General features: G+C 45.3%; 15 protein-coding genes, 6 tRNA genes, 3 rRNA genes, 2 pseudogenes and 1 riboswitch. Of the genes and pseudogenes, 19 read left to right on the top strand and 7 right to left on the bottom strand.

The features are described 5' to 3' along the window. Positions 1-111 precede the first annotated feature (111 nt). From AC3D28_RS10730 to AC3D28_RS10720, 3 genes are all read left to right on the top strand, one after another. Entirely contained in the window at positions 112-1707 is a 1596-nt protein-coding gene (locus AC3D28_RS10730; protein ID WP_488534728.1) for an FAD-binding protein, read from the top strand. 66 nt (positions 1708-1773) lie between these two features. Further along, entirely contained in the window at positions 1774-2175 is a 402-nt protein-coding gene (locus AC3D28_RS10725) for a cytochrome c3 family protein (protein ID WP_488534727.1), read from the top strand. A 9-nt stretch (positions 2176-2184) separates the two neighbouring features. Further along, positions 2185-2751 carry a cytochrome c3 family protein gene (locus tag AC3D28_RS10720; RefSeq protein WP_488534726.1) on the top strand — a complete coding sequence of 189 codons (567 nt, stop codon included), beginning with the start codon at positions 2185-2187 and terminating at the stop codon, positions 2749-2751. 82 nt (positions 2752-2833) lie between these two features. Here the strand turns inward: AC3D28_RS10720 and trmA are convergent, their stop codons facing one another. Beyond that, positions 2834-3943, bottom strand: coding sequence for a tRNA (uridine(54)-C5)-methyltransferase TrmA (trmA, locus tag AC3D28_RS10715; RefSeq protein WP_488534725.1), 1110 nt, complete (start codon positions 3941-3943; stop codon positions 2834-2836). 150 nt (positions 3944-4093) lie between these two features. Further along, positions 4094-4294: riboswitch (cobalamin riboswitch) on the top strand. Between the two features lie 55 nt (positions 4295-4349). On the opposite strand from trmA, the gene btuB reads away from it, so the two are divergent. From btuB to murI, 3 genes are all read left to right on the top strand, one after another. Further along, entirely contained in the window at positions 4350-6185 is a 1836-nt protein-coding gene (btuB, locus tag AC3D28_RS10710) for a TonB-dependent vitamin B12 receptor (protein WP_488534724.1), read from the top strand. A gap of 63 nt (positions 6186-6248) precedes the next feature. Next, on the top strand, positions 6249-6932 hold the full coding sequence (locus AC3D28_RS10705) for a Dph6-related ATP pyrophosphatase (RefSeq protein WP_488534723.1): 684 nt from the start codon (positions 6249-6251) through the stop codon (positions 6930-6932). Positions 6933-6972: 40 nt separating this feature from the next. Then, a complete protein-coding gene (gene murI, locus AC3D28_RS10700) occupies positions 6973-7779 on the top strand; it encodes a glutamate racemase (RefSeq protein WP_488534722.1) in 807 nt (268 codons plus the stop codon). On the opposite strand, the gene AC3D28_RS10695 is transcribed toward murI, so the two are convergent. After that, the gene (locus tag AC3D28_RS10695; RefSeq protein ID WP_488534721.1) at positions 7742-8197 is read right to left on the bottom strand and encodes an RNA-binding protein; all 456 of its coding nucleotides are present in this window, start codon (positions 8195-8197) and stop codon (positions 7742-7744) included. The genes murI and AC3D28_RS10695 overlap by 38 nt on opposite strands. A gap of 594 nt (positions 8198-8791) precedes the next feature. Between AC3D28_RS10695 and AC3D28_RS10690 the strand changes: the two genes are divergently transcribed. The 6 genes and pseudogenes from AC3D28_RS10690 to AC3D28_RS10665 form a co-directional block, all read left to right on the top strand. Continuing rightward, positions 8792-10344: ribosomal RNA gene (locus AC3D28_RS10690) — 16S ribosomal RNA — on the top strand. Positions 10345-10412: 68 nt separating this feature from the next. Further along, positions 10413-10489: transfer RNA gene (locus tag AC3D28_RS10685), tRNA-Ile, on the top strand. 42 nt (positions 10490-10531) lie between these two features. After that, positions 10532-10607 (top strand) — tRNA-Ala (locus tag AC3D28_RS10680). A 293-nt stretch (positions 10608-10900) separates the two neighbouring features. Beyond that, positions 10901-13790, top strand: a 23S ribosomal RNA gene (locus AC3D28_RS10675). Between the two features lie 114 nt (positions 13791-13904). Next, a 5S ribosomal RNA gene (gene rrf, locus AC3D28_RS10670) occupies positions 13905-14021 on the top strand. Together the 16S, 23S and 5S rRNA genes with 2 tRNA genes alongside form the textbook arrangement of a ribosomal RNA operon. 225 nt (positions 14022-14246) lie before the next feature. Beyond that, positions 14247-14380: pseudogene (locus AC3D28_RS10665) on the top strand (IS110 family transposase); the annotation flags it as partial. 131 nt (positions 14381-14511) lie between these two features. Here AC3D28_RS10665 and AC3D28_RS10660 read toward each other — a convergent pair. The 4 genes and pseudogenes from AC3D28_RS10660 to AC3D28_RS10645 form a co-directional block, all read right to left on the bottom strand. Continuing rightward, positions 14512-14724: pseudogene (locus AC3D28_RS10660) on the bottom strand (DUF4277 domain-containing protein); the annotation flags it as partial. A gap of 572 nt (positions 14725-15296) precedes the next feature. Beyond that, the gene (locus AC3D28_RS10655) at positions 15297-15677 is read right to left on the bottom strand and encodes a hypothetical protein (RefSeq protein WP_488534720.1); all 381 of its coding nucleotides are present in this window, start codon (positions 15675-15677) and stop codon (positions 15297-15299) included. 497 nt (positions 15678-16174) lie between these two features. Beyond that, positions 16175-17515 carry a CDP-diacylglycerol--serine O-phosphatidyltransferase gene (gene pssA, locus AC3D28_RS10650; protein WP_098413507.1) on the bottom strand — a complete coding sequence of 447 codons (1341 nt, stop codon included), beginning with the start codon at positions 17513-17515 and terminating at the stop codon, positions 16175-16177. 71 nt (positions 17516-17586) lie between these two features. Next, on the bottom strand, positions 17587-18018 hold the full coding sequence (locus AC3D28_RS10645; RefSeq protein ID WP_179885602.1) for a GNAT family N-acetyltransferase: 432 nt from the start codon (positions 18016-18018) through the stop codon (positions 17587-17589). Positions 18019-18119: 101 nt separating this feature from the next. Here AC3D28_RS10645 and murB point away from each other — a divergent pair, with 101 nt between their 5' ends. Together murB and birA are read left to right on the top strand one after the other, a co-directional pair. After that, positions 18120-19163, top strand: a complete 1044-nt coding sequence (murB, locus tag AC3D28_RS10640) for a UDP-N-acetylmuramate dehydrogenase (RefSeq protein ID WP_488534719.1) — start codon at positions 18120-18122, stop codon at positions 19161-19163. After that, positions 19160-20125, top strand: coding sequence for a bifunctional biotin--[acetyl-CoA-carboxylase] ligase/biotin operon repressor BirA (gene birA / locus AC3D28_RS10635; RefSeq protein ID WP_488534718.1), 966 nt, complete (start codon positions 19160-19162; stop codon positions 20123-20125). Before murB ends, birA begins: the two co-directional genes overlap by 4 nt. 6 nt (positions 20126-20131) lie before the next feature. Here birA and coaA read toward each other — a convergent pair whose 3' ends face one another. Continuing rightward, positions 20132-21055, bottom strand: a complete 924-nt coding sequence (gene coaA / locus AC3D28_RS10630) for a type I pantothenate kinase (protein WP_098413511.1) — start codon at positions 21053-21055, stop codon at positions 20132-20134. Between the two features lie 205 nt (positions 21056-21260). Here coaA and AC3D28_RS10625 point away from each other — a divergent pair. The 5 genes from AC3D28_RS10625 to tuf all read left to right on the top strand — a co-directional run bounded on the left by AC3D28_RS10625 (position 21261) and on the right by tuf (position 22943). Then, positions 21261-21336, top strand: a tRNA-Thr gene (locus tag AC3D28_RS10625). A 36-nt stretch (positions 21337-21372) separates the two neighbouring features. Continuing rightward, a tRNA-Tyr gene (locus AC3D28_RS10620) sits at positions 21373-21457 on the top strand. Positions 21458-21492: 35 nt separating this feature from the next. Next, positions 21493-21567, top strand: a tRNA-Gly gene (locus AC3D28_RS10615). 13 nt (positions 21568-21580) lie between these two features. Beyond that, a tRNA-Thr gene (locus AC3D28_RS10610) sits at positions 21581-21656 on the top strand. 102 nt (positions 21657-21758) lie between these two features. Continuing rightward, positions 21759-22943 carry an elongation factor Tu gene (gene tuf, locus AC3D28_RS10605; protein WP_098413512.1) on the top strand — a complete coding sequence of 395 codons (1185 nt, stop codon included), beginning with the start codon at positions 21759-21761 and terminating at the stop codon, positions 22941-22943. Positions 22944-23132: the final 189 nt, after the last annotated feature.

The raw sequence follows: 23132 nt of genomic DNA, 5'->3' as shown, positions 1-23132 counted from the left end.
CAAGGCAGTGAACTGCGGTTTACCACTATAGAGGTATCGTTTCGTCTGTCTAACAATCGACTCCATCGAAATAAGAATAAGCACATCTCAGTGCGTATGGAGCAAAAAATTATGTCTGAACAAAACTCACGCCGTAATTTTCTTAAAATGGGCTTGGGAGCAGCCGCAATGGTACCTGTCTCAGCTTTAGGATTGGCAAACCCTGCTTTTGCAGCAACCAACCCGAGTGATATCCAATGGGATGAAGAGATGGATGTCTTGGTTATTGGCTCTGGTATGGCGGGCATGATTGCCGCGATCCGCGCTGCTGAAATTGACCCAAGCGCTAAAGTTGTCGTGGCTGATAAGATGTCACGCTTGGGTGGTTCATCTCTCATTTCTGGTCTGAACATGTCCGTCGTTGGCTCAGACCTGCAAAAAAACATCGGGATCGAAGATGATTCTTGGGAACTGCTGCTTAAAGATATCGAGCGTGAAGCGAAAGGTTACAACCACCGAGAGCTGACAAAAGTTGCCGCTCAGGGCACGTTGAAACTATACAACTTTCTAAAAGATCATGGCGTAGAGTACGACATGTCCATTGGTGGTGGTACTGGTATTAAAAAGCTAGGTGGTCACTCTCGAGCGCGTTGTGTATGGCCAAAAGGCGGCGGTACCGAGGTTATCAAAAAGCTACAAGATTTCTGCGACACGCAGCTCAGCAATGTAGAAGTACGTAAGAAGGTTTTGCTTGATGAGATCTTACGCAATGAAGAAGGCCGTGTCATTGGTGTGAAAGTGCGTGAGAAGTATCGCTTTAACCGCAGACATGATGACTTAGGTGACAACGATAACCCTGAGATCAATAAATCAGGTAAGGTTAAGTTCTACAAGGTCAAGCGTGGTTTGGTCATGGCAACTGGTGGTTATAACCAAGATCGCAAATTCCGTGGTGATGAAGTTGGCACGATGTACAACGCAGCCTCAACGACGCAACCGGGCGCCACGGCAGGGGCAATTAAGGCGATGATCAACGCTGGCTTTAAGCCTATTCACATGACGTTATTCCGCTTTGCATTCCCAATCCCGACGGAAGATATCCTTTGGGGGATTCTGGTTAACCCACGCACGGGTGAACGCTTCGTTGATGAATACAACAACAATGACCGTCAAGCCATTGGTATGGCGATTCTGGAAGAACGTCGTCAGATCGATGGTGAGCATACTGTGTTGCTATACGACCAGAAAGGGGCGGAACATTACCACGACCAACAGCGTTTCCACCTCTCATTAGAGGGTAAAAACGGTACTAACGGTACGATCTGGAAGTTTGATACGTTAGAAGATCTGGCATCGAACTTTAATATGGATATCAATAAATTAAAAGCAAATATCGACAAGTACAACTCCAATATGGAGCTTGACCAAGATGAGTTTCATAAACCAAAAGGTTTACTTCAAGGCGCCACTTCCATCTCGCAAGCACCTTTCTATGCGATGCAATTGAACCCAAGATACAACTACGCACAAGGCGGTGCGATGATCACAGAACAAGCGGAAGCGATAGATGTGAGCACAGGTGAGCCAATTCAAGGCGCATTTGTATGTGGTGAAGCATCTGCTGGTACTTATGGTTACATTCGCTTAACGGCTTGCTCGACCATCGATTGTGGCACATTCGGCATCATTGCGGGTGAAAACGCAGCGAAAGCAACATCGTGGGCTTAATCTCGTTTAAAGGTGGTCGTGTGCCGCCTTTTTCCTACCTCAAATTGGTCAGTGAAAGTTAACCTTATGAAAAAAATAGTTTTAATTTGCCTATTTGTTCTGTTCTCTTCGTTGGCAGCGTTACCGACATATGCAGAACAAAAACACGATTGGAAACAACTATCAGAAGATTTCACCTTACAACCGCATCATAAAGCACTGAAGTTTGAATGTGTCATGTGCCATGAAGGAAATGACCCTGATGAGTTTCAGCCACTAGAGACAGAGAACTGTTTGAGTTGCCATGGTAGTGCGCAAAAAGTGGCGGATCGATTGAAGTTCATGGATAAAAACCATACGAATCCACATAACTCTTTCCATGATGGGCTCGATTTGGATTGTTATGAATGCCATGCCGAGCATCAACCGTCACTCAACTTGTGTTCGGAGTGTCATAACACAACCCCTTGGATGGGCAAGGTGCCATAGGACGTCATTATGAATAAAAAGTGGTTTTTCGTTATTTTGATTATTATTGGCGGTTTGCTAGGAACGGGAGCAAGTCTTATTACCGCGGAAATCGCACATCAGACAGGAGATGCAGAGTTTTGTGGATCATGTCACTCCATGGAGCCAATGGCGAAGACATTCAAGCTAGATATTCATGGCGGACAAAATGAACATGGCTTTGTTGCGGAGTGTGCCGACTGCCACCTACCACAGGACTCCGTGCTTGATTACATGCTTGCTAAAACTGCTCATGGAATCAATGATGTCTATGTTGAAAACTTTACCGACATTGATGACATTGATTGGATTGCGCGAAGAGAAGAGCGAGAGCGCTTTGTCTTTGATAGTGGGTGTTTAAACTGTCACCAAGAACTGCTTGATAAGACAGAAGCCGACAACCCCAAGTCATTGCAGACGCATGCGCATTACAAAAAGCAGCGTGATGCCGGTGATCCGGTTCAGTGTGTTTCTTGCCACGTGACTGTGGGTCATAACGGCATGTTGCGTAGTGAGCTAAACAAACGTTATCCAGAATATGACTTCGAGTCTCATTAATACACTTACTCACTTTATCCCCCGCATTGGCCACGACATTTCCGTCGTGGCTTTTTTTGTATCTGTTTTTTGGGTGGGGGCTTTATTTAATTCGCTCTAAAAATACCCCTGCTTCCATGTGGTGGGTAAATGGGAATTGGTCAAACAGAGCAAAACGCGTCACATTGTGTGTTTCGCATAGAATGTCCAAGTTCTCTTTTAGAGTCTCAGGGTTGCAAGAGATGTACATGATGCGTTCGTAACCTTGTACCATTTTACAAGTATCGACATCCATCCCAGCACGTGGAGGGTCGACAAAGATGGTGTTGCAGTTGTAGCTCTTCAGATCCACACCTGCATCTTGTAGACGACGGAATTCACGCTTACCTTCGATCGCCTGAGTAAATTCTTCGGCTGATAAGCGTAGGATTTGTACATTATCAATCTCGTTCGCGGCAATGTTGTATTGCGCAGATACGACCGATGGTTTGGCAAGTTCTGTCGCCAGAACGCGGTCGAAGTTCTGTGCCAGCGCCAGAGAGAAGTTACCGTTACCACAGTAAAGCTCGAGTAGGTCACCTGTGCTCCCTTGAGTACAGTCTACCGCCCACTCCAACATTTTCTCTGCTACCTTGCCGTTAGGCTGGGTAAAGCTGTTTTCTACCTGTTGGTAGATGTAAGTCTGGCCATTCACGTCCAGCTTCTCAATCACGTAATCGCGGTCTAGAACGATTTTCATCTTACGTGCACGACCAATGATGTTGAGATTAAAACCTTCATCATTCAAACGCTGTTTCAGTGCTTTTGCGTTTTCAATCCACTCGTCATCGAGCTGACGATGGTAAAGCAGTGAAACCAGAATCTCACCGCTTAGCGTCGATAGGAAATCCACTTGGAACAACTTACGGCGTAGTGAGTCGTTGTCTTTCATTGCTTCAATCAATAGTGGCATCAAGTCATTGATCAGGCGACTGGCCGTCGGAAATTGGTCAACGCGATATTTCTCGCGGGTTTCCTGATCGAACATGATGTAGTAAAGGTCTTCACCTTCATGCCACACGCGGAACTCAGCACGCATACGGTAATGCTGCTCTGGTGATTCAAACACTTCCAGTTCTGGCACTTTGTATGGAGCGAACATGTCAGTGAGACGTTCGACTTTTTCAGCCAGTTGTTCTTGGTAGCATTGTGGGTTTACATCAAGAGTCGCCATGATCTTACCTTTTATGGTGCATTCAATTTAAGAGCGCAGATTTTATTCAATCTCAATAGGATGTCCAGTTTTGTGTCGGATTCACCTTGCTATCAGCTTTAAAAATAGTGGTGGATGGCAACGGAAACTAGACAAATGAACCATAGCTGAATACTATCGGCGATAGCTGGTGCTATCTGGAAATCTAGATGGCTAAAAGGGAATCTGGTGCAACTCCAGAACTGACGCGCAGCGGTAAAAGAGAACGAACGCTCATTCAGACACTGCATTAGTTTATGTGGGAAGTCGAGCAACTAGGCGGTACCAACCTCGCTCTTAAGTCCGAATACCTGCCAGCAACCGAGTCTCAATCATTCGAAGCCTTCGCTTCAAGCTCGGTAGGATTTACGCGATTTAGGATAATATAATGAGAAAAACATTTCTTGCGATCACGTGTGCATCGCTGCTTTTACCCACCGCTTATCTACAGGCCAAAGAAACCTCTATTGACGAAACCATCGTTGTCACCGCGAACCGCTTTGAGCAAGCAGAAAGCCACACTCTGGCGGAACTCGAAGTTATTACTCGACAAGATATCGACCGTATTCAAGCGAAAACCCTACCGGATGTATTTCGCCGCCTTACGGGTATTCAAGTTTCGCAAAATGGTGGTCGTGGTCAGTTAGCTTCTTTATTTGTTCGTGGTACAAGTTCAGACCAAGTACTGGTGCTGGTTGATGGCGTACGTTTTGCGCGTGCAGCGAAAGGGGCGGTGGATTTCAACCAAATCCCACTTACTTACGTTCAACGCATTGAATACGTGCGTGGTGCGCGTGCGTCACTTTATGGTTCAGAAGCGATTGGTGGCGTGATCAATATCATCACCATTGCGCGTGCTGACGAAGAAGGAACGAAGTTAAGCGCGGGTTTAGGTAGCTTAGATTATCAAGAATTGAGTGTGGCATCTGGTATTAAAGTCAGTGATAGCGGCCAGCTGAATATCGCGCTTGGTAGTGAAAATGATGATGGTTATAACGTTCGTCCTGTACCGGGAGTTAATGACGGCGATCGCCATGGTTTTGAGACTAAGAACGGTCTGCTAGGTTACGTGCATAACTTCAATGACCAGTGGTCCGCATTTGGTAACCTACGTGCTTACGAAAATGTTTATCAATATGACAGCAGCTACGGCAGTCGCGGTTATTACGAAGCAGAAAAAGACGATCTTTCTGCCACTCTTGGCGGTAAGTATCAGTCTGATAATGTGATGTCAGAACTACAAGTGACGGCACAGAAACAGCAGTCTTGGGACTACGAGCAAACAAAAGGTAAACACTCAGGTACTGAAGATGAACTTGAGCAGCAAAATGTACAGTGGACTAACAGTTACTTGCTAAACAACAATACGACGTTTGCTGGTGGTATTGATTGGCGCAACGAATCTTATAAAGACAAGAGTGCGAATAAAACGTTTGATCGTACCCATGGCGCTTTGTTTGGTATGGCAACCACCAGTATTGATAAAGCAATGCTTGAGGGCAGTGCTCGCCTTGATGATAACGAAGAATACGGCAGTGAGTTCACTTACAGCTTAGCGGCTGGTTACCAGTTTGTGCCGGAGTTTGGGGTTAAAGCCTCTTTTGGTACTGCGTTTAAGGCGCCAAACCTATATCAACAGTATGACCCAACGTACGGCGAGAAAGATCTGAAGCCGGAAGAGTCAGATGCTTGGGAGCTAACATTCAGCGGTGATGTCCAAGGCGTTTTTTGGTCCTTAACGGGTTATGACTATAAAATCACGAATCTTATCGATTACCATCCAACCACATACAAATATTTGAATGTTGATGGTGAAACACATATCCAAGGTGTGGAGCTCGTTGCTGAGTTTGATACAGGGATTGTGCAGCACCAGTTGAGTGCGGATTACAAAGATGCGGAAGACGATAAAGGGCATCAGTTGCAGCGCCGCGCTAAAGAAATGTATAAGTGGAACGCTTTAGTGAGCTTCGATCAAGTGGACTGGTCGATTAGCTATCAGTACGTAGGTAAGCGTCCAGATGTGGATTACAGCATTTGGCCTTCACAAAATATCACGCTGTCTTCTTACTCGTTGGTTGATACCGCAGTGAGTTATTACCCGAACGAATCAACTTCCATTAGTGCTCGTATCGATAATCTATTTGACGAAGAGTATGAGATGGCAAAAGCCTATACTGCCGCAGAGCGAGCATACTATCTAAACGTTGGCTACGAATTCTAATCGAGAATGAAAACAAACCGCCTTCGGGCGGTTTTTACTTATTATCATTGTAATGGAAATAGAATGACGAAACCTAAGCAAGTGGTGATCAGTTGGTCCAGTGGTAAAGATTCGACACTAACGCTTGAGCGCCTTAACGAGAATCCAAACTATCAAGTTGTTGGTTTGTACACGACTTACGTAGGGAAAGAAGTACCTTTTCAAGCAACGCCGCTTGAAGTGGTACAAATGCAAGCAGACTTACTTGCGCTTCCGCTTATTACGATTGAACTGCCTGAAGTATTTCCGAGTCACGACATTTATCAATCGATAATCGTGAATGCATTAACTGAAAGTAAGCTTGAGATAGAAGGCGTCGCGTTTGGCGATATGTTCTGCAATGGCATTGCCGATTACCGACGCTGTTATATTGAACCTGCAGGTTGGGAGTGCGTCTTTCCCCTGTTAGGGGAGAGCAGTGAAAAGCTAGCGATGGAAATCATAGAGCGTGGCATTCAAACCATGTTGATCACCACCGACGGAAGTGTCCTCCCTTCAGAATGGTGCGGGCGTTGGTATGACAAAGCCCTAATAAAGTCATTACCAGGCCAGATTGATCCCTGTGGGGAAAATGGTGAATTTCACACATTGGTCACGTCTTCGCCGTCTTTTCAAGGACATATTGAGCTGACAAAGCGAAATGTAGAATCTGGAGATAGATTCAGCCATCAAAGATACCACGCCAAAGCATTGCCAAAACAAATCTAACCAGTATGATCGCAACGTTTTTGTTCTTTAGGTAAGGCTCGTGCGAGTAGCAAGTAAGAAAAAAGTCCTAGTATTTGATTCCGGTGTCGGGGGGTTATCTGTATTCCAAGAAATACACCGTCTTTTACCGCAACTAGACTACTTATACTTATTCGATAATCAGGCTTATCCTTATGGTGAACTCGATCAAGATGTACTGATCAAACGCGTTAATCAGCTTGTTACTTCACTAGTAGAAGAGCACCAAGTAGATATTGTCGTGATTGCTTGTAACACGGCGAGCACCATTGTGCTTCCCTCCCTACGCGAGAATCTACCTATTCCAGTGGTTGGAGTCGTTCCCGCGATCAAGCCTGCCTCATTTTTGGCATCAAAAGGTGTCGGTCTTATCGCAACACCAGCGACCATCACGCGCCAATACACTCACGAACTGATACGCGAGTTTGCTCAAAACAAACGAGTTGAGTTATTAGGGTCTACCCGTCTAGTCGATATGGCAGAAGAAAAGCTACGTGGTAAAAGGGTTTCGGCTTCAGAGTTGAAAAATATTCTTCAACCTTTACGCGATAAAGTGGATGTTGCGGTACTTGGCTGCACACATTTCCCATTGATTAAAGATGAAATCCATCAAGCCTTGGGTGGAGAAGTTGTACTCGTGGACTCTGGGCAAGCAATTGCCCGCCGAGTGAAGGGGCTACTATTAAATGACGCATTAGAAGTAGGTAACAAAGAGGGGGCTAAGACGATTTATGCCAGTGCACCTCCTTGGGAAGAAGATGCACTGAATATCTGTCTAGCGGAGTTAGGATTTAATCCTGTTCAAGTTTATCGCCATCCGGGTGTTTAGGATCGTTCGCGATTCTAACTTTCAGCGTCCGCTCCATATATTCCTTTTCATTGAGTTTCGCGATAGCGGGTTTAGCATCAGCCGCTGCCATAACAACAAAGCCGAAACCTCTTCTTTTACCAGTACGCTTATCTTTCATTAAGCGTACTGCATATACTTGGCCATAGTTAGAAAACAAATCTCTAACATGACTTTCATTTGCTTTATAAGGAAGGTTGCCGACATATAAAGTTTTGGTCGATGGGTCCGAGTCCGTTGATTGAATAGAGGGTGTTCGGCTAGAAAGTGAAAATAAAAAAGCAGTAGCGGCAACACCGATGAGAAAGCTTAAAGCAGGTGGGATGGTAACTTGAGAGAATACAATTCCCCCAATGATGGCCAACCCGGCACATAAAATTAGATTTTTTTTAGATGTCATTTTAATTACTACACATAGTGATAAAGAGATCGATGGTCCATTAATAGAATAGACATATGAATCTTACGTATATGGCTGGTTTTTTTCCAACCAATTGCTGTGATATGTCTCAAATGTGACGAAGAAATATGCAAATCCTGTTCTTTTGGTGAATTAATCACCGGTTAAGTGTTTTTTGTAAAAAAACGCTTGTGCTAATTTCTCAGCTCCCTATACTGCGCATCCACCGACACGGAGTGAGACGAGAGTCACACGAGAGTCGGAGAAAAGAGAGAAAAGAAATTTGAAAAAATGCTTGACTCTCTCACGGTGCAAAGTAAGATGCGCACCCCTAACGTCGAGTAAGCAAGCTGCTGAAAGCGTTAGAAAAGCTCTTTAACAATATAGACCTATCAATCTGTGTGGGCACTCGTTGATGATAATCGAATTAGAAGCTTTTGCTTCAAATACGGTTTCAATGAACTGAGTGACCAATCGAGATTAACTTGTTTAATCTTAGCACAGTCAATTCATTATCGTTCTGTTGGAACGATAATAGCTTTAAAATTACGTTTGTAGTTTTGAAGTCAGTATTCGTTGAGCCGACAAAATCTTAAATTGAAGAGTTTGATCATGGCTCAGATTGAACGCTGGCGGCAGGCCTAACACATGCAAGTCGAGCGGAAACGACAACATTGAACCTTCGGGTGATTTATTGGGCGTCGAGCGGCGGACGGGTGAGTAATGCCTAGGAAATTGCCCTGATGTGGGGGATAACCATTGGAAACGATGGCTAATACCGCATAATGCCTACGGGCCAAAGAGGGGGACCTTCGGGCCTCTCGCGTCGGGATATGCCTAGGTGGGATTAGCTAGTTGGTGAGGTAAGAGCTCACCAAGGCGACGATCCCTAGCTGGTCTGAGAGGATGATCAGCCACACTGGAACTGAGACACGGTCCAGACTCCTACGGGAGGCAGCAGTGGGGAATATTGCACAATGGGCGCAAGCCTGATGCAGCCATGCCGCGTGTATGAAGAAGGCCTTCGGGTTGTAAAGTACTTTCAGTCGTGAGGAAGGGGATATCGTTAATAGCGGTGTTCTTTGACGTTAGCGACAGAAGAAGCACCGGCTAACTCCGTGCCAGCAGCCGCGGTAATACGGAGGGTGCGAGCGTTAATCGGAATTACTGGGCGTAAAGCGCATGCAGGTGGTTTGTTAAGTCAGATGTGAAAGCCCGGGGCTCAACCTCGGAATAGCATTTGAAACTGGCAGACTAGAGTACTGTAGAGGGGGGTAGAATTTCAGGTGTAGCGGTGAAATGCGTAGAGATCTGAAGGAATACCAGTGGCGAAGGCGGCCCCCTGGACAGATACTGACACTCAGATGCGAAAGCGTGGGGAGCAAACAGGATTAGATACCCTGGTAGTCCACGCCGTAAACGATGTCTACTTGGAGGTTGTGGCCTTGAGCCGTGGCTTTCGGAGCTAACGCGTTAAGTAGACCGCCTGGGGAGTACGGTCGCAAGATTAAAACTCAAATGAATTGACGGGGGCCCGCACAAGCGGTGGAGCATGTGGTTTAATTCGATGCAACGCGAAGAACCTTACCTACTCTTGACATCCAGAGAAGCCGGAAGAAATTCTGGTGTGCCTTCGGGAGCTCTGAGACAGGTGCTGCATGGCTGTCGTCAGCTCGTGTTGTGAAATGTTGGGTTAAGTCCCGCAACGAGCGCAACCCTTATCCTTGTTTGCCAGCGAGTAATGTCGGGAACTCCAGGGAGACTGCCGGTGATAAACCGGAGGAAGGTGGGGACGACGTCAAGTCATCATGGCCCTTACGAGTAGGGCTACACACGTGCTACAATGGCGCATACAGAGGGCGGCGAGCCAGCGATGGTGAGCGAATCCCAAAAAGTGCGTCGTAGTCCGGATTGGAGTCTGCAACTCGACTCCATGAAGTCGGAATCGCTAGTAATCGTGGATCAGAATGCCACGGTGAATACGTTCCCGGGCCTTGTACACACCGCCCGTCACACCATGGGAGTGGGCTGCAAAAGAAGTAGGTAGTTTAACCTTCGGGGGGACGCTTACCACTTTGTGGTTCATGACTGGGGTGAAGTCGTAACAAGGTAGCGCTAGGGGAACCTGGCGCTGGATCACCTCCTTATACGAAAGATTATTGCGATGAGTGTTCACACAGATTGATACGGTTTATAAAGTTTAAGAGACGATACTGGGTCTGTAGCTCAGGTGGTTAGAGCGTTCGCCTGATAAGCGAGAGGTCGGTGGTTCGAGTCCACTCAGACCCACCAATTTCCTTCCCAGAAAATTGGCATACAGTATCGACACCTGATGGGGCTATAGCTCAGCTGGGAGAGCGCCTGCCTTGCACGCAGGAGGTCTGCGGTTCGATCCCGCATAGCTCCACCATCTTTAAGCGCATTCAATGAGTGTGTTTAAACATGGTTTTCATTAGAAAATCTAGCTCTTTAACAATTTGGAAAGCTGACTGATAACAACAACGTTGTTATCAAATAAAGTTCTCAATGTTTATCTTTAAGATAAACACCAAAACAACACATTCAAGTGTTCTTGGGAATATCACTATTGCAGTGATTATTCGAAATTGAGTCCGGCAAAATCGAAATGTCTCTCGCTCATTCAAATAATGAGAGACAACTTTGGTGATTTGAACATCAACTCGAAACTCCTTCGGGTTGTATGGTTAAGTGACTAAGCGTACACGGTGGATGCCTTGGCAGTCAGAGGCGATGAAGGACGTATTAACTTGCGATAAGCCCAGATTAGGCAGTAAAAGCCACTTGAGTCTGGGATTTCCGAATGGGGAAACCCACTTACATAAGTAAGTATCGCTGCGTGAATACATAGCGTAGCGAGGCGAACCGGGGGAACTGAAACATCTAAGTACCCCGAGGAAAAGAAATCAACCGAGATTCCGAAAGTAGCGGCGAGCGAAATTGGACTAGCCCTTAAGCTTTATAGGCGTCAGGTGAACAAGCTGGAAAGCTTGGCGATACAGGGTGATAGCCCCGTAACTGACGACGCATATGCAGTGAAATCGAGTAGGGCGGGACACGTGATATCCTGTCTGAATATGGGGGGACCATCCTCCAAGGCTAAATACTACTGACTGACCGATAGTGAACCAGTACCGTGAGGGAAAGGCGAAAAGAACCCCTGTGAGGGGAGTGAAATAGAACCTGAAACCGTGTACGTACAAGCAGTAGGAGCACCTTCGTGGTGTGACTGCGTACCTTTTGTATAATGGGTCAGCGACTTATATTCAGTGGCAAGGTTAACCATCTAGGGGAGCCGTAGCGAAAGCGAGTGTTAACTGCGCGACTTAGTCTCTGGATATAGACCCGAAACCAGGTGATCTAGCCATGGGCAGGTTGAAGATTGAGTAACATCAATTGGAGGACCGAACCGACTAATGTTGAAAAATTAGCGGATGACTTGTGGCTAGGGGTGAAAGGCCAATCAAACCTGGAGATAGCTGGTTCTCCCCGAAAGCTATTTAGGTAGCGCCTCGGACGAATACTACTGGGGGTAGAGCACTGTTAAGGCTAGGGGGTCATCCCGACTTACCAACCCTTTGCAAACTCCGAATACCAGTAAGTACTATCCGGGAGACACACGGCGGGTGCTAACGTCCGTCGTGGAGAGGGAAACAACCCAGACCGCCAGCTAAGGTCCCAAATTACTACTAAGTGGGAAACGATGTGGGAAGGCTCAGACAGCCAGGATGTTGGCTTAGAAGCAGCCATCATTTAAAGAAAGCGTAATAGCTCACTGGTCGAGTCGGCCTGCGCGGAAGATGTAACGGGGCTAAGTAGTAAACCGAAGCTGCGGCAATACTCTTCGAGTATTGGGTAGGGGAGCGTTCTGTAAGCGGTTGAAGGTGTGTCGTAAGGCATGCTGGACGTATCAGAAGTGCGAATGCTGACATGAGTAACGATAATGGGGGTGAAAAACCTCCACGCCGGAAGACCAAGGGTTCCTGTCCAACGTTAATCGGGGCAGGGTGAGTCGACCCCTAAGGCGAGGCCGAAAGGCGTAGTCGATGGGAAACGGGTTAATATTCCCGTACTCAATCAAATTGCGATGGGGGGACGGAGAAGGCTAGGTGGGCCTGGCGACGGTTGTCCAGGTTCAAGTGCGTAGGCTAAAGAGTTAGGTAAATCCGGCTCTTTTTAAGGCTGAGACACGACGTCGAGCACCTACGGGTGTGAAGTCATTGATGCCATGCTTCCAGGAAAAGCCTCTAAGCTTCAGATTTGATGGAATCGTACCCCAAACCGACACAGGTGGTCGGGTAGAGAATACCAAGGCGCTTGAGAGAACTCGGGTGAAGGAACTAGGCAAAATGGTACCGTAACTTCGGGAGAAGGTACGCTCTTGGCGGTGAAGTCCCTTGCGGATGGAGCTACTAGGAGTCGCAGATACCAGGTGGCTGCAACTGTTTATTAAAAACACAGCACTGTGCAAAATCGTAAGATGACGTATACGGTGTGACGCCTGCCCGGTGCCGGAAGGTTAATTGATGGGGTTAGACTTCGGTCGACGCTCTTGATCGAAGCCCCGGTAAACGGCGGCCGTAACTATAACGGTCCTAAGGTAGCGAAATTCCTTGTCGGGTAAGTTCCGACCTGCACGAATGGCGTAATGATGGCCACGCTGTCTCCACCCGAGACTCAGTGAAATTGAAATCGCTGTGAAGATGCAGTGTACCCGCGGCTAGACGGAAAGACCCCGTGAACCTTTACTACAGCTTGGCACTGAACATTGACCCTACATGTGTAGGATAGGTGGGAGCCTTTGAAGCACGTACGCCAGTATGTGTGGAGGCAACCTTGAAATACCACCCTTGTAGTGTTGATGTTCTAACTTAGCCCCCTTATCGGGGGTGAGGACAGTGCCTGGTGGGTAGTTTGACTGGGGCGGTCTCCTCCCAAAGCGTAACGGAGGAGCACGAAGGTGGGCTAAACACGGTTGGACATCGTGTGGTTAGTGCAATGGCATAAGCCCGCTTGACTGCGAGAATGACAATTCGAGCAGGTGCGAAAGCAGGTCATAGTGATCCGGTGGTTCTGAATGGAAGGGCCATCGCTCAACGGATAAAAGGTACTCCGGGGATAACAGGCTGATACCGCCCAAGAGTTCATATCGACGGCGGTGTTTGGCACCTCGATGTCGGCTCATCACATCCTGGGGCTGAAGTCGGTCCCAAGGGTATGGCTGTTCGCCATTTAAAGTGGTACGCGAGCTGGGTTTAGAACGTCGTGAGACAGTTCGGTCCCTATCTGCCGTGGGCGTTGGAGAATTGAAAGGGGCTGCTCCTAGTACGAGAGGACCGGAGTGGACGAACCTCTGGTGTTCGGGTTGTGTCGCCAGACGCATTGCCCGGTAGCTAAGTTCGGGATCGATAACCGCTGAAAGCATCTAAGCGGGAAGCGAGCCTTGAGATGAGTTCTCCCTGATACTTTAAGTATCCTAAAGGGTTGTCGTAGACTACGACGTTGATAGGCAGGGTGTGTAAGTGCTGCGAGGCATTGAGCTAACCTGTACTAATTGCCCGTGAGGCTTAACCATACAACACCCAAGGGGTTTTGATGGGCTCAATACAAGAAAACTTGATTGTGTTAAGAACTGAAACAGCTTTCCAGATTATTAATTACTGCGTTGGCGGTAGTTAAAAAGAATTTGCTTGGCGACCATAGCGTTTTGGCCCCACCTGACTTCCATGCCGAACTCAGAAGTGAAACGAAATAGCGCCGATGGTAGTGTGGGGTTTCCCCATGTGAGAGTAGGACATCGCCAGGCTTTAATTTTAGTTTTTACCTTATGCAGGTGAAAACAGAAGTAAAAAAGCCCGCTCAAAGAGCGGGCTTTTTTACGTTTAGTGAATCTGAAAATTAATACCTACCTAGAAAATAAACCGGTTAAAGTCTATCTATTTATCTATTTATCTATTTATCTAATATCTCAAGTGCGTCTTGGTTCGCGCGATAGTGTTCGATAGGAAAGTAAACATAAAGGGCTGCCATTATGGATATAAAAGTTGTTGGAATTGATTTAGCCAAAAATGCATTTTTCAGGTCTGTGTTTGTCTTGTAGATCATTCAATTAAAAGTAATCAAAAAGTTAGATTCAATAAGCTACTTGATAAAGTAAGGCAATTTGTAACCTGAGTTGACCAAGGCATTAAATGCCAATGTAGTGATTAGGCAATAGGTTCGGATTTACATCAAGGCGCAGGCGAAAGAGTCTGTAACGACGCCGAATATATGGTAGTGAACCAATCATTCAAAAGTGTTGTAAAAGCTGAGGCGTCCATATATGTTCTACTGTGAAAACCGAGGCCATTTAAAATCATTGCTAAGACGGCATCACTATGTGAGACGTTATGCTCGGAGTACTTAGGAATGATATGATCGAGAATGCTTGGTAAATCGATTTCATGGCAGAAAGCAGCGATTAGCCCTAGGTGATCTAGACGTTTAATGACAGGTTGACGTGCAGACATAATAAACGACCGATAAATAACAGTAATAGATCAAAACTGGGGATCGCGGTCAAGAGGTCTTGTCGTGCTAACTGTTATAAATGATCACTGGGTCACACTATTAAAATTCCTGAATTAGGCGCGGAATGACGGATCTATCTTTTAGAACATACCTTGCTGACTCTGGTCGGGCAATCCAAAAAACTATTCCAAGTTCCATACTCGTTGGACATGATCTCGTCGTAATCCGCAAAGAACTGATTGTTGGGATAGTGTTGTCTCAACCAACGCCATATTTATTCGATAGCATTCAGCTCTGAAGAATAGGGCAGGCGTTTGATTATATTAAACTCATTGGAACATCTTTTGTATGCCACCCTGCACCATCCATGATCACGATGGCCGGCCACACATAAAAACGTCCCAACTTTAAAAACTGGGGACGTCATCAGTCTGAGCCTCAAATTCGGTTGAGACTTTTTGTTAGCTCGCAAGCTTCTTGAAGTTGATATCATTAAGGCTATCCATAGCGAATACTGTTGTTTTTGAATAGTCTTAATTCGGCCATATTATCTTTTAGATTAGTATAAGTCTTACTGAAAAGGAAATACTCTTAGCCCAGCATAAGCTTGAACTGTTAAGCCATTGTCCGTGACTTCGTTTCCAATATTATCTTGAAATTCTAACCGGGCAACTCCAAAGCCCAACCCAGAAGTTAATTCGAAAAGCGAGTTTAAGCGATAATCGGCACCAATATAGCTTTGAAGTTTATAAATATTACCGGTGATATTATCGAAAGACTCAGTTCCTCCGCCAAAGCCAACAGTGATAAAAGGAACAAACCCATCAATCGAATAATCGACAAAACTCTTTTTGTAGTTTAGTTCGACAAGAGGTTCTTGGTATGAAAGTTCAAAGCGGCTAGACACATTTGTTTTAAAACCAACCACATACCTTGGAGAGGTGTCTCCCATAAATTGGTCATATTTTAAATGGCTTGCATCTGCTCCCCAAAAAAAAATCTGTATTCGGTTTGGCGATTGCTAAACGAATAGGACTAGCGATCGAGAGCGTAAAAGCGATAAGGCATACTGTATTAGTGCGCATATTTGGTACCATTAATGAAATTAGCTAAATGATATTAATGAGGAAATCATTGAGGTTTTAATAGAGTAACGATGCAACGAGAGGTTAGTTTGGCTAGATATCTTTGTGAATGAAAGACTTGAACAGGGTAAGCAACAATACCCCCCTTATAAGCTAAGTTCAGAGTTTCTTCGTTTTAAGAACATGTGTCTATTACAAAACAATGCGACATTTTATTAAAAAAATTAAATGACGAAGAAGCAAATGTGTGGAGAGCTAATAAACGAAGATGTAAAGAAGGAAAGTAAACGTTCTCTGATGTTGTGCTTACTAATCCAAATAAAAAAGCCCAACACGAGAATGGTGGTTGGGCTTAAGCAGAGCCTTACAGAATGCGCTTTAAGATGCCATCTGCCTTTAAGCGAGTGATTTTTCTTACCAGCCGTTGTACGTCGATAGGGTAGTTTTCTAATTTTTCGAGCTGTTTGTAGGTGCATACGAGGTGAGTGTGCTCAAGAATGCGAGAGACTTCGTCTTCAAATTTATGAGTCAGTTTGGCGTAATCATCTTGAATGAGTAAACCATTTTCTAGATCGAGCGACCAAGCTCTTGGATTGAGGTTATTACCTGTCAGCAGCATATAACGCTTATCGACCCAAATGCCTTTGAGATGGAAGCTGTTGTTGTCGTGTTTCCATAAATGAATCGACAATTTACGCGCGGCAATACTCGCTTCATTCGCTTTTGCGAAGCGGCGTAGATTCACTTCATAAAGATAAGGCAAACCACCTATGGTTTTAAAGTCTTCTTCTGGCGCAATATAAAAGTCATTCGCAGTTTTGTCACCAACGACGATGGTCACTTTAACCCCACGTTTCATTGCTCGTTTTACTTCACGATGAAGCGGTTTAGGGAAATTAAAATATGGCGTGCAAATGAAAATTTCGTTTTTAGCGGCTGCCAGAAGTTTTACTATCTGTTGGTTTAACAGGTTACGGCGTTTTCCTAGGCCCACTAGCGGCGTGATTTTTACATTTTCTTCCGTTGCAGCCTCATGCTCAAATTGATAATTGGCTTGAGTAAGCGACGAGCGTAATTGGCGAATTGCCGACTTAATATCTTTTGTCTCTGGTTTGTTTTGGTCTGCGAGATCATTGACCGCAGGGTGGGCAATCATTTCATCACGAAGAAATTGCGCCATTGAATCTGCTAAAGGTGCATGTTGGATGACATGATAGCGGTCAAAGCGATAACGACCGTGATATTGAAGGTAGACATTGTTCAGACTCGCGCCGCTGTAAATCACTGTGTCGTCGACAATGAAGCCTTTTAAATGAAGTACTCCGAAGACTTCTCGTCCACGAACTGGGATCCCATATACGGGAATCGAATGCTGGTACTTCTTGGCATACGCTTTATAAAGCGCTGAGTTGCCTTCTGATGTTTCCGCACCAATGAGACCGCGTTGAGCTCGATGCCAATCTACACAGATATTGATGTCCAACCCAGGATTGCGCTGCTTTGCTTCGTAAAGCGCGGTGAGAATCTCACGTCCAGCTTCATCATCTTCCAGATATAGAGCGACTAGGTAAATTCGCGACGTTGCTTTGCTGATGGCATCCAAAAGACGAGTTCTGAATGCTTCTGCTGAATGCAGAACCTCAAAGCCTTCAGGATTTACGGCGAAACTTGGCAACTGTTCGAATGGATTCCTACTTACTATCATATCGGTATGAGTACCTTAATTTAGTGCAATATTGCGAACCTACCATTTTACCAAAGATATGATTTCTCTGGCTACAAAAGCACGCACTTTGATGCCATAGATGGGACGAATTGCATTGGAATGAGATCTTTGCCGCTACCGACATAGCGTTGAAAGGCTATTTTGAGTGAGTTCGGTAATTCAGAACTCTCAATGGTTTTAAAACCATGTTGTGAATAATAGGCTTCCAAATACTTAAACGCAAAGCAATAGTCGCCGTCATTGAAAACTTTGTTTTCGCAATGCCTTAATAACGCTCTTCCTGCTCCAGTGCTTCTGAACTCTGGGAGCACCAACATACCCGTCAATAAACGGGAATTTTCGACGGTTTTCAGGCGCAGTAGGGCCACTATCTTACTTTCATCGCTGGCAGTAAGGATCAATTCATCTCTTTTAGCTCGTCCTGAAGGATAATGAGCTTTGTATAACCTCTTAATAAGAGGAAGCTTGATAGGATTTAACACTTCTATGGTTAATGAGTTAGGCATTGTCACTGCGGTTAAAAGATAACTAATGTAGAATAACCTCAGTTTAAGAGAATCTTATCTGGCGTTGCAAACCTACTATGCAAATTAAAAAAAATGCTAGCCTTAAGGCTTATCACACTTTTGGTATTGAACAATCGTGTTCCTACTTAGTCATCGTTGAATCAGTCGATGATGTTATTCATCTTTTTCAAAGCGCTATGTTTAAAAACTTACCAAAACTTTTTCTAGGCAAAGGCAGTAATGTTCTGTTCACGGAACATTTTGATGGCCTTGTGATCGTTAACCGACTTATTGGCAAAACGGTGACAGAAACCGATGAGAATTACTTACTACATATCGCCGGTGGTGAAGATTGGCCAGAGTTAGTTTCTTGGTGTGTAGCGCATGGAATAGGCGGAATAGAGAACTTGGCGTTGATTCCGGGTTGCGCTGGTTCGGCTCCCATTCAAAATATTGGTGCTTATGGCTTGGAGCTAAAAGATATCTGTGATTATGTCGATATATTGGATCTTTCAACATTCAAAAGCAGAAGAATGAGTGTAAATGCGTGTGAGTTTGGTTATCGTGATTCCATTTTCAAGCATGCATTGCATGACAAGTGCTTTATTACAGCGGTAGGGCTTAAGTTAGACAAGCAATGGCAAGCCATTAACCAATACGGTCCACTACAGAGTATTCCGGATGAACAATTGACTCCTGCTTCTGTCTTTGAGCGTGTTTGCCAAGTGCGTATGGAAAAACTGCCAGATCCAGCCAAAGTGGGTAACGCAGGAAGTTTTTTCAAAAACCCAGTGATCACGCAAGATCATTATGAACGACTTTTAAAGCAACATGATAATTTGATGGCTTATCCTACACTCGGAGGAGTGAAAGTCGCAGCTGGCTGGCTTATCGACCAGTGCGGTTTGAAAGGGAAGTCTGTGAATGGTGCTCAAGTTAACCCAATGCAAGCTTTGGTGCTGACGAATGTCGATAACTGTAGTGCAAATGATGTGGTTGCATTGGCATCTTTGGTGAAAAAAAGCGTGTGGGACAAGTATCAGATTGAACTCGAGCATGAAGTTCGCTTTATGAATCGTACTGGCGAAACCAGCCTTAATCAGATTGAGGCGGTCGAATGAGAAAAGACCACTCAGCGAAACTACATATTTTGCAGTCACTGAGCGACGGAGACTTTCACTCGGGTGAGGCATTAGGTCAAGAGCTCAATGTATCTAGAGCTGCGATTGCTAAGCACGTTAAAGGCTTGAGTGAATGGGGCATCGACATCTACCGGGTACAGGGGCGTGGTTACCAACTCGCATCACCGCTACAACTTTTGGATGAAGTGAGGCTTTCTGCTGAATCAACAGCGCTGCTTGAGCTGATTCCCGTCATTGACTCGACTAACCAGTACTTGCTCGAGAGAGTCAGCCAATCTGAGAAAGGGCGTGTTTGTTTGGCGGAATATCAAGCTCACGGTCGTGGTCGCCGTGGTCGTCAGTGGGTTTCACCGTTTGGTTCTAACTTATACTTGTCGATGTACTGGCGGTTGGATGCAGGAATGGCAGCGGCCATGGGGTTGAGCCTTGTTATTGGTATTGCGGCTGTTGAAGCACTAGAAGAAATGGGTATACAAGGCGTTAAACTTAAGTGGCCCAATGATCTGTACTATCAAGACAAAAAGCTTGCTGGGATCTTGGTTGAAATGTCAGGCCAAGCTGGCGGCGCTGCTCATCTAGTGATTGGCATGGGGCTTAATATAGGAATGCCTGATACTCAGCCTGAAATTGATCAACCATGGACGACACTAAACCAAATTTGTGGTGCACGAGAAATTGATAGAAATACACTTGCAGCCAGCTTAATCAAACATTGGAACCTGGCATTAGTAGATTATGAGATGAAAGGGTTAGCAGGTTTTGTGGAGCGTTGGAATCGATTAGATAATTTTCTTGATCGCCAAGTTAAGCTATTAATCGGTCCTAGAGAAGCTCATGGGGTGGTGAGAGGAATTGACCATCAAGGTGGTATTGTACTTGAGACCGAGCAAGGGGTAGAGACTTACATTGGCGGAGAGATCTCATTACGTAAAGGGGAGTAACTCTCATTATTTTCTTAACGACACATAATCAACCAAGTGGTTGATTCCTTTGTGTAAAATTAGATGAGCTCTTTCTCTGGTAGGGAGAATGTTCTGCTCTAAGTTGAGCCCATTAATATTATGCCAAATTTCTTTCGCTTTGTTCGTCGCTTGTTCGACAGACAGCTGTTTATAGTGACTAAAATATGAGCCTGGTTTAGTAAAAGCCCCTTGGCGAAACTTTAAAAAGCGTTCCACATACCACCGCTCAATAGTCTCCGTTTCTGCATCGACGTAAATCGAGAAGTCTAAGAAATCAGACACAAATACACGATGGGGGTCGTGTGGGTAGTCCATACCGCTTTGTAGTACATTCAAACCTTCAATTATGAGCACATCAGGTCGATCTACCGCCTTCAGTTCGTCAGTAATATCATACGTAATATGAGAGTAAGTCGGCACTTCAAGGTCAGGTTTTCCCGCTTTTACGTCGGACATAAATTCCACTAGACGCTTGATGTCGTAGGATTCAGGGAAACCTTTACGATGCATAATCCCGCGCTCTTCGAGTACTTTTTTGGGATATAAAAAACCATCCGTTGTGACTAATGACACTTTCGGATGATTTTCCCAGCGTGAAAGCAGCGCTTTGAGAATACGCGCCGTTGTACTTTTACCGACCGCGACGCTCCCAGCAATACCAATAACAAAGGGAGGGGCGTGCTCTTCGGTATTCAAAAATTGCTGTAAAACTGAATTTCGACTTTGGCGGGCTTGTACATACAAATTCAATAGGCGAGACAAAGGAAGGTAGATTTCTACCGCTTCCTCCATGGTTAAATTTTCGTTGATGCCCTGAAGCGCAGTCAAGTCGTCCTCAGAAAGTGTCATTGGTACAGAGTTTCTCAGTTCTGCCCAATTTGCACGGTCAAATGACAAAAATGGACTCATGGGTCTCTTTTATCCTTGGTTTAGTAGAACAAGAACATACATCAAGCGCACTTCAAAGCAAACGACAAAGGTCGAAGTTTACTTTAAAAAAAACGTGGTTTGTACGAATTTGCAGCAAACGAATCTAAAAAATCGAAATTTGTGATTTTTTTTTAAATACCTATTGCAACCTAGAAAATCATTCAATAGAATGCGCACCACTTATGCCGACTTAGCTCAGTAGGTAGAGCAACTGACTTGTAATCAGTAGGTCACCAGTTCGATTCCGGTAGTCGGCACCATTCTTTCCTTTAGTAGTCTGAATGGCTTGAAAATTTGGAGGGGTTCCCGAGTGGCCAAAGGGAGCAGACTGTAAATCTGCCGGCACTGCCTTCGATGGTTCGAATCCGTCCCCCTCCACCATATTCTTTAGGAAATAGCTCTCAGAGTTACGTGTTGCGGGCATCGTATAATGGCTATTACCTCAGCCTTCCAAGCTGATGATGCGGGTTCGATTCCCGCTGCCCGCTCCACTCTAATTTGAGTGCTGATATAGCTCAGGCGGTAGAGCGCATCCTTGGTAAGGATGAGGTCGGCAGTTCGAGTCTGCCTATCAGCACCAGCTCTCAAGTTTATTTCCTTTTGATATTAGATTTACCAATTATTATTTTTTGGTTGCGTGGTCAATTTGGGCCACCTAAATCCGTACCTAGAGGGACCACTCATGTCTAAAGAAAAATTTGAACGTACGAAACCGCACGTTAACGTTGGTACTATCGGCCACGTTGACCACGGTAAAACAACTCTAACTGCTGCAATCTGTACTACTCTAGCTAAAGTGTACGGCGGTGTTGCAAAAGACTTTGCTTCTATCGATAACGCTCCAGAAGAGCGTGAGCGCGGTATCACTATCGCAACGTCTCACGTTGAGTACGACACTCCAACTCGTCACTACGCACACGTTGACTGTCCAGGACACGCTGACTACGTTAAAAACATGATCACCGGTGCTGCACAGATGGACGGTGGTATCCTAGTTGTTGCTGCGACAGATGGCCCAATGCCACAAACTCGTGAGCACATCCTACTAGGCCGTCAGGTTGGTATCCCATACATCATCGTATTCATGAACAAATGTGACATGGTTGATGATGAAGAGCTACTAGAGCTAGTAGAAATGGAAGTTCGTGAACTTCTATCTGAGTACGATTTCCCAGGTGATGACCTACCAGTTATCCAAGGTTCTGCACTAGGCGCACTAAACGGCGAAGAGCAGTGGGAAGCGAAAATCGTTGAACTAGCTGAAGCACTAGACTCTTACATCCCAGAGCCAGAGCGTGCAGTAGATCAGCCATTCCTAATGCCTATCGAAGACGTATTCTCAATTCAAGGTCGTGGTACAGTAGTAACAGGTCGTATTGAGCGTGGTATCCTAAGAGTTGGTGACGAAGTTGCTATCGTAGGTATCAAGGAAACAACGACTACAACATGTACTGGTGTAGAGATGTTCCGTAAGCTTCTAGACGAAGGCCGTGCTGGTGAAAACGTTGGTGCACTTCTACGTGGTACTAAGCGTGACGACGTAGAGCGTGGTCAAGTACTGGCTAAGCCTGGTTCAATCACCCCACACACTAAGTTCGAATCAGAAGTATACGTACTGTCTAAAGATGAAGGTGGTCGTCACACTCCATTCTTCAAAGGCTACCGTCCACAGTTCTACTTCCGTACAACTGACGTAACTGGTGACATCCAGCTACCAGAAGGCGTAGAAATGGTAATGCCTGGTGACAACGTACAAATGACTGTTGAGCTAATCGCACCAATCGCAATGGACGAAGGTCTACGTTTCGCGATCCGTGAAGGTGGCCGTACAGTAGGTGCTGGTGTTGTTGCTAAGATCTTTGACTAATTCATAGCGAATTAGGAGATGTTTTCGGAAAATCTTGAATTAGATTTGACGAACCAGTAGCAAAAAGGGCATCATTTGATGCCCTTTTTCTGCACTCAATATTATTTTTGTTGTTTTCTTGTTCAGAAGTGAGTTGAGTGTAGAGCAAGATTAAGCAAAGAGGCTTAATCTTAAGAAGTGTACGCTGAT

Source organism: Vibrio sp. TAP-3B, from assembly GCF_057784735.1.
Note: the sequence above shows the minus strand (reverse complement) of the source record. Positions and strands in the feature narration are given on the sequence as shown.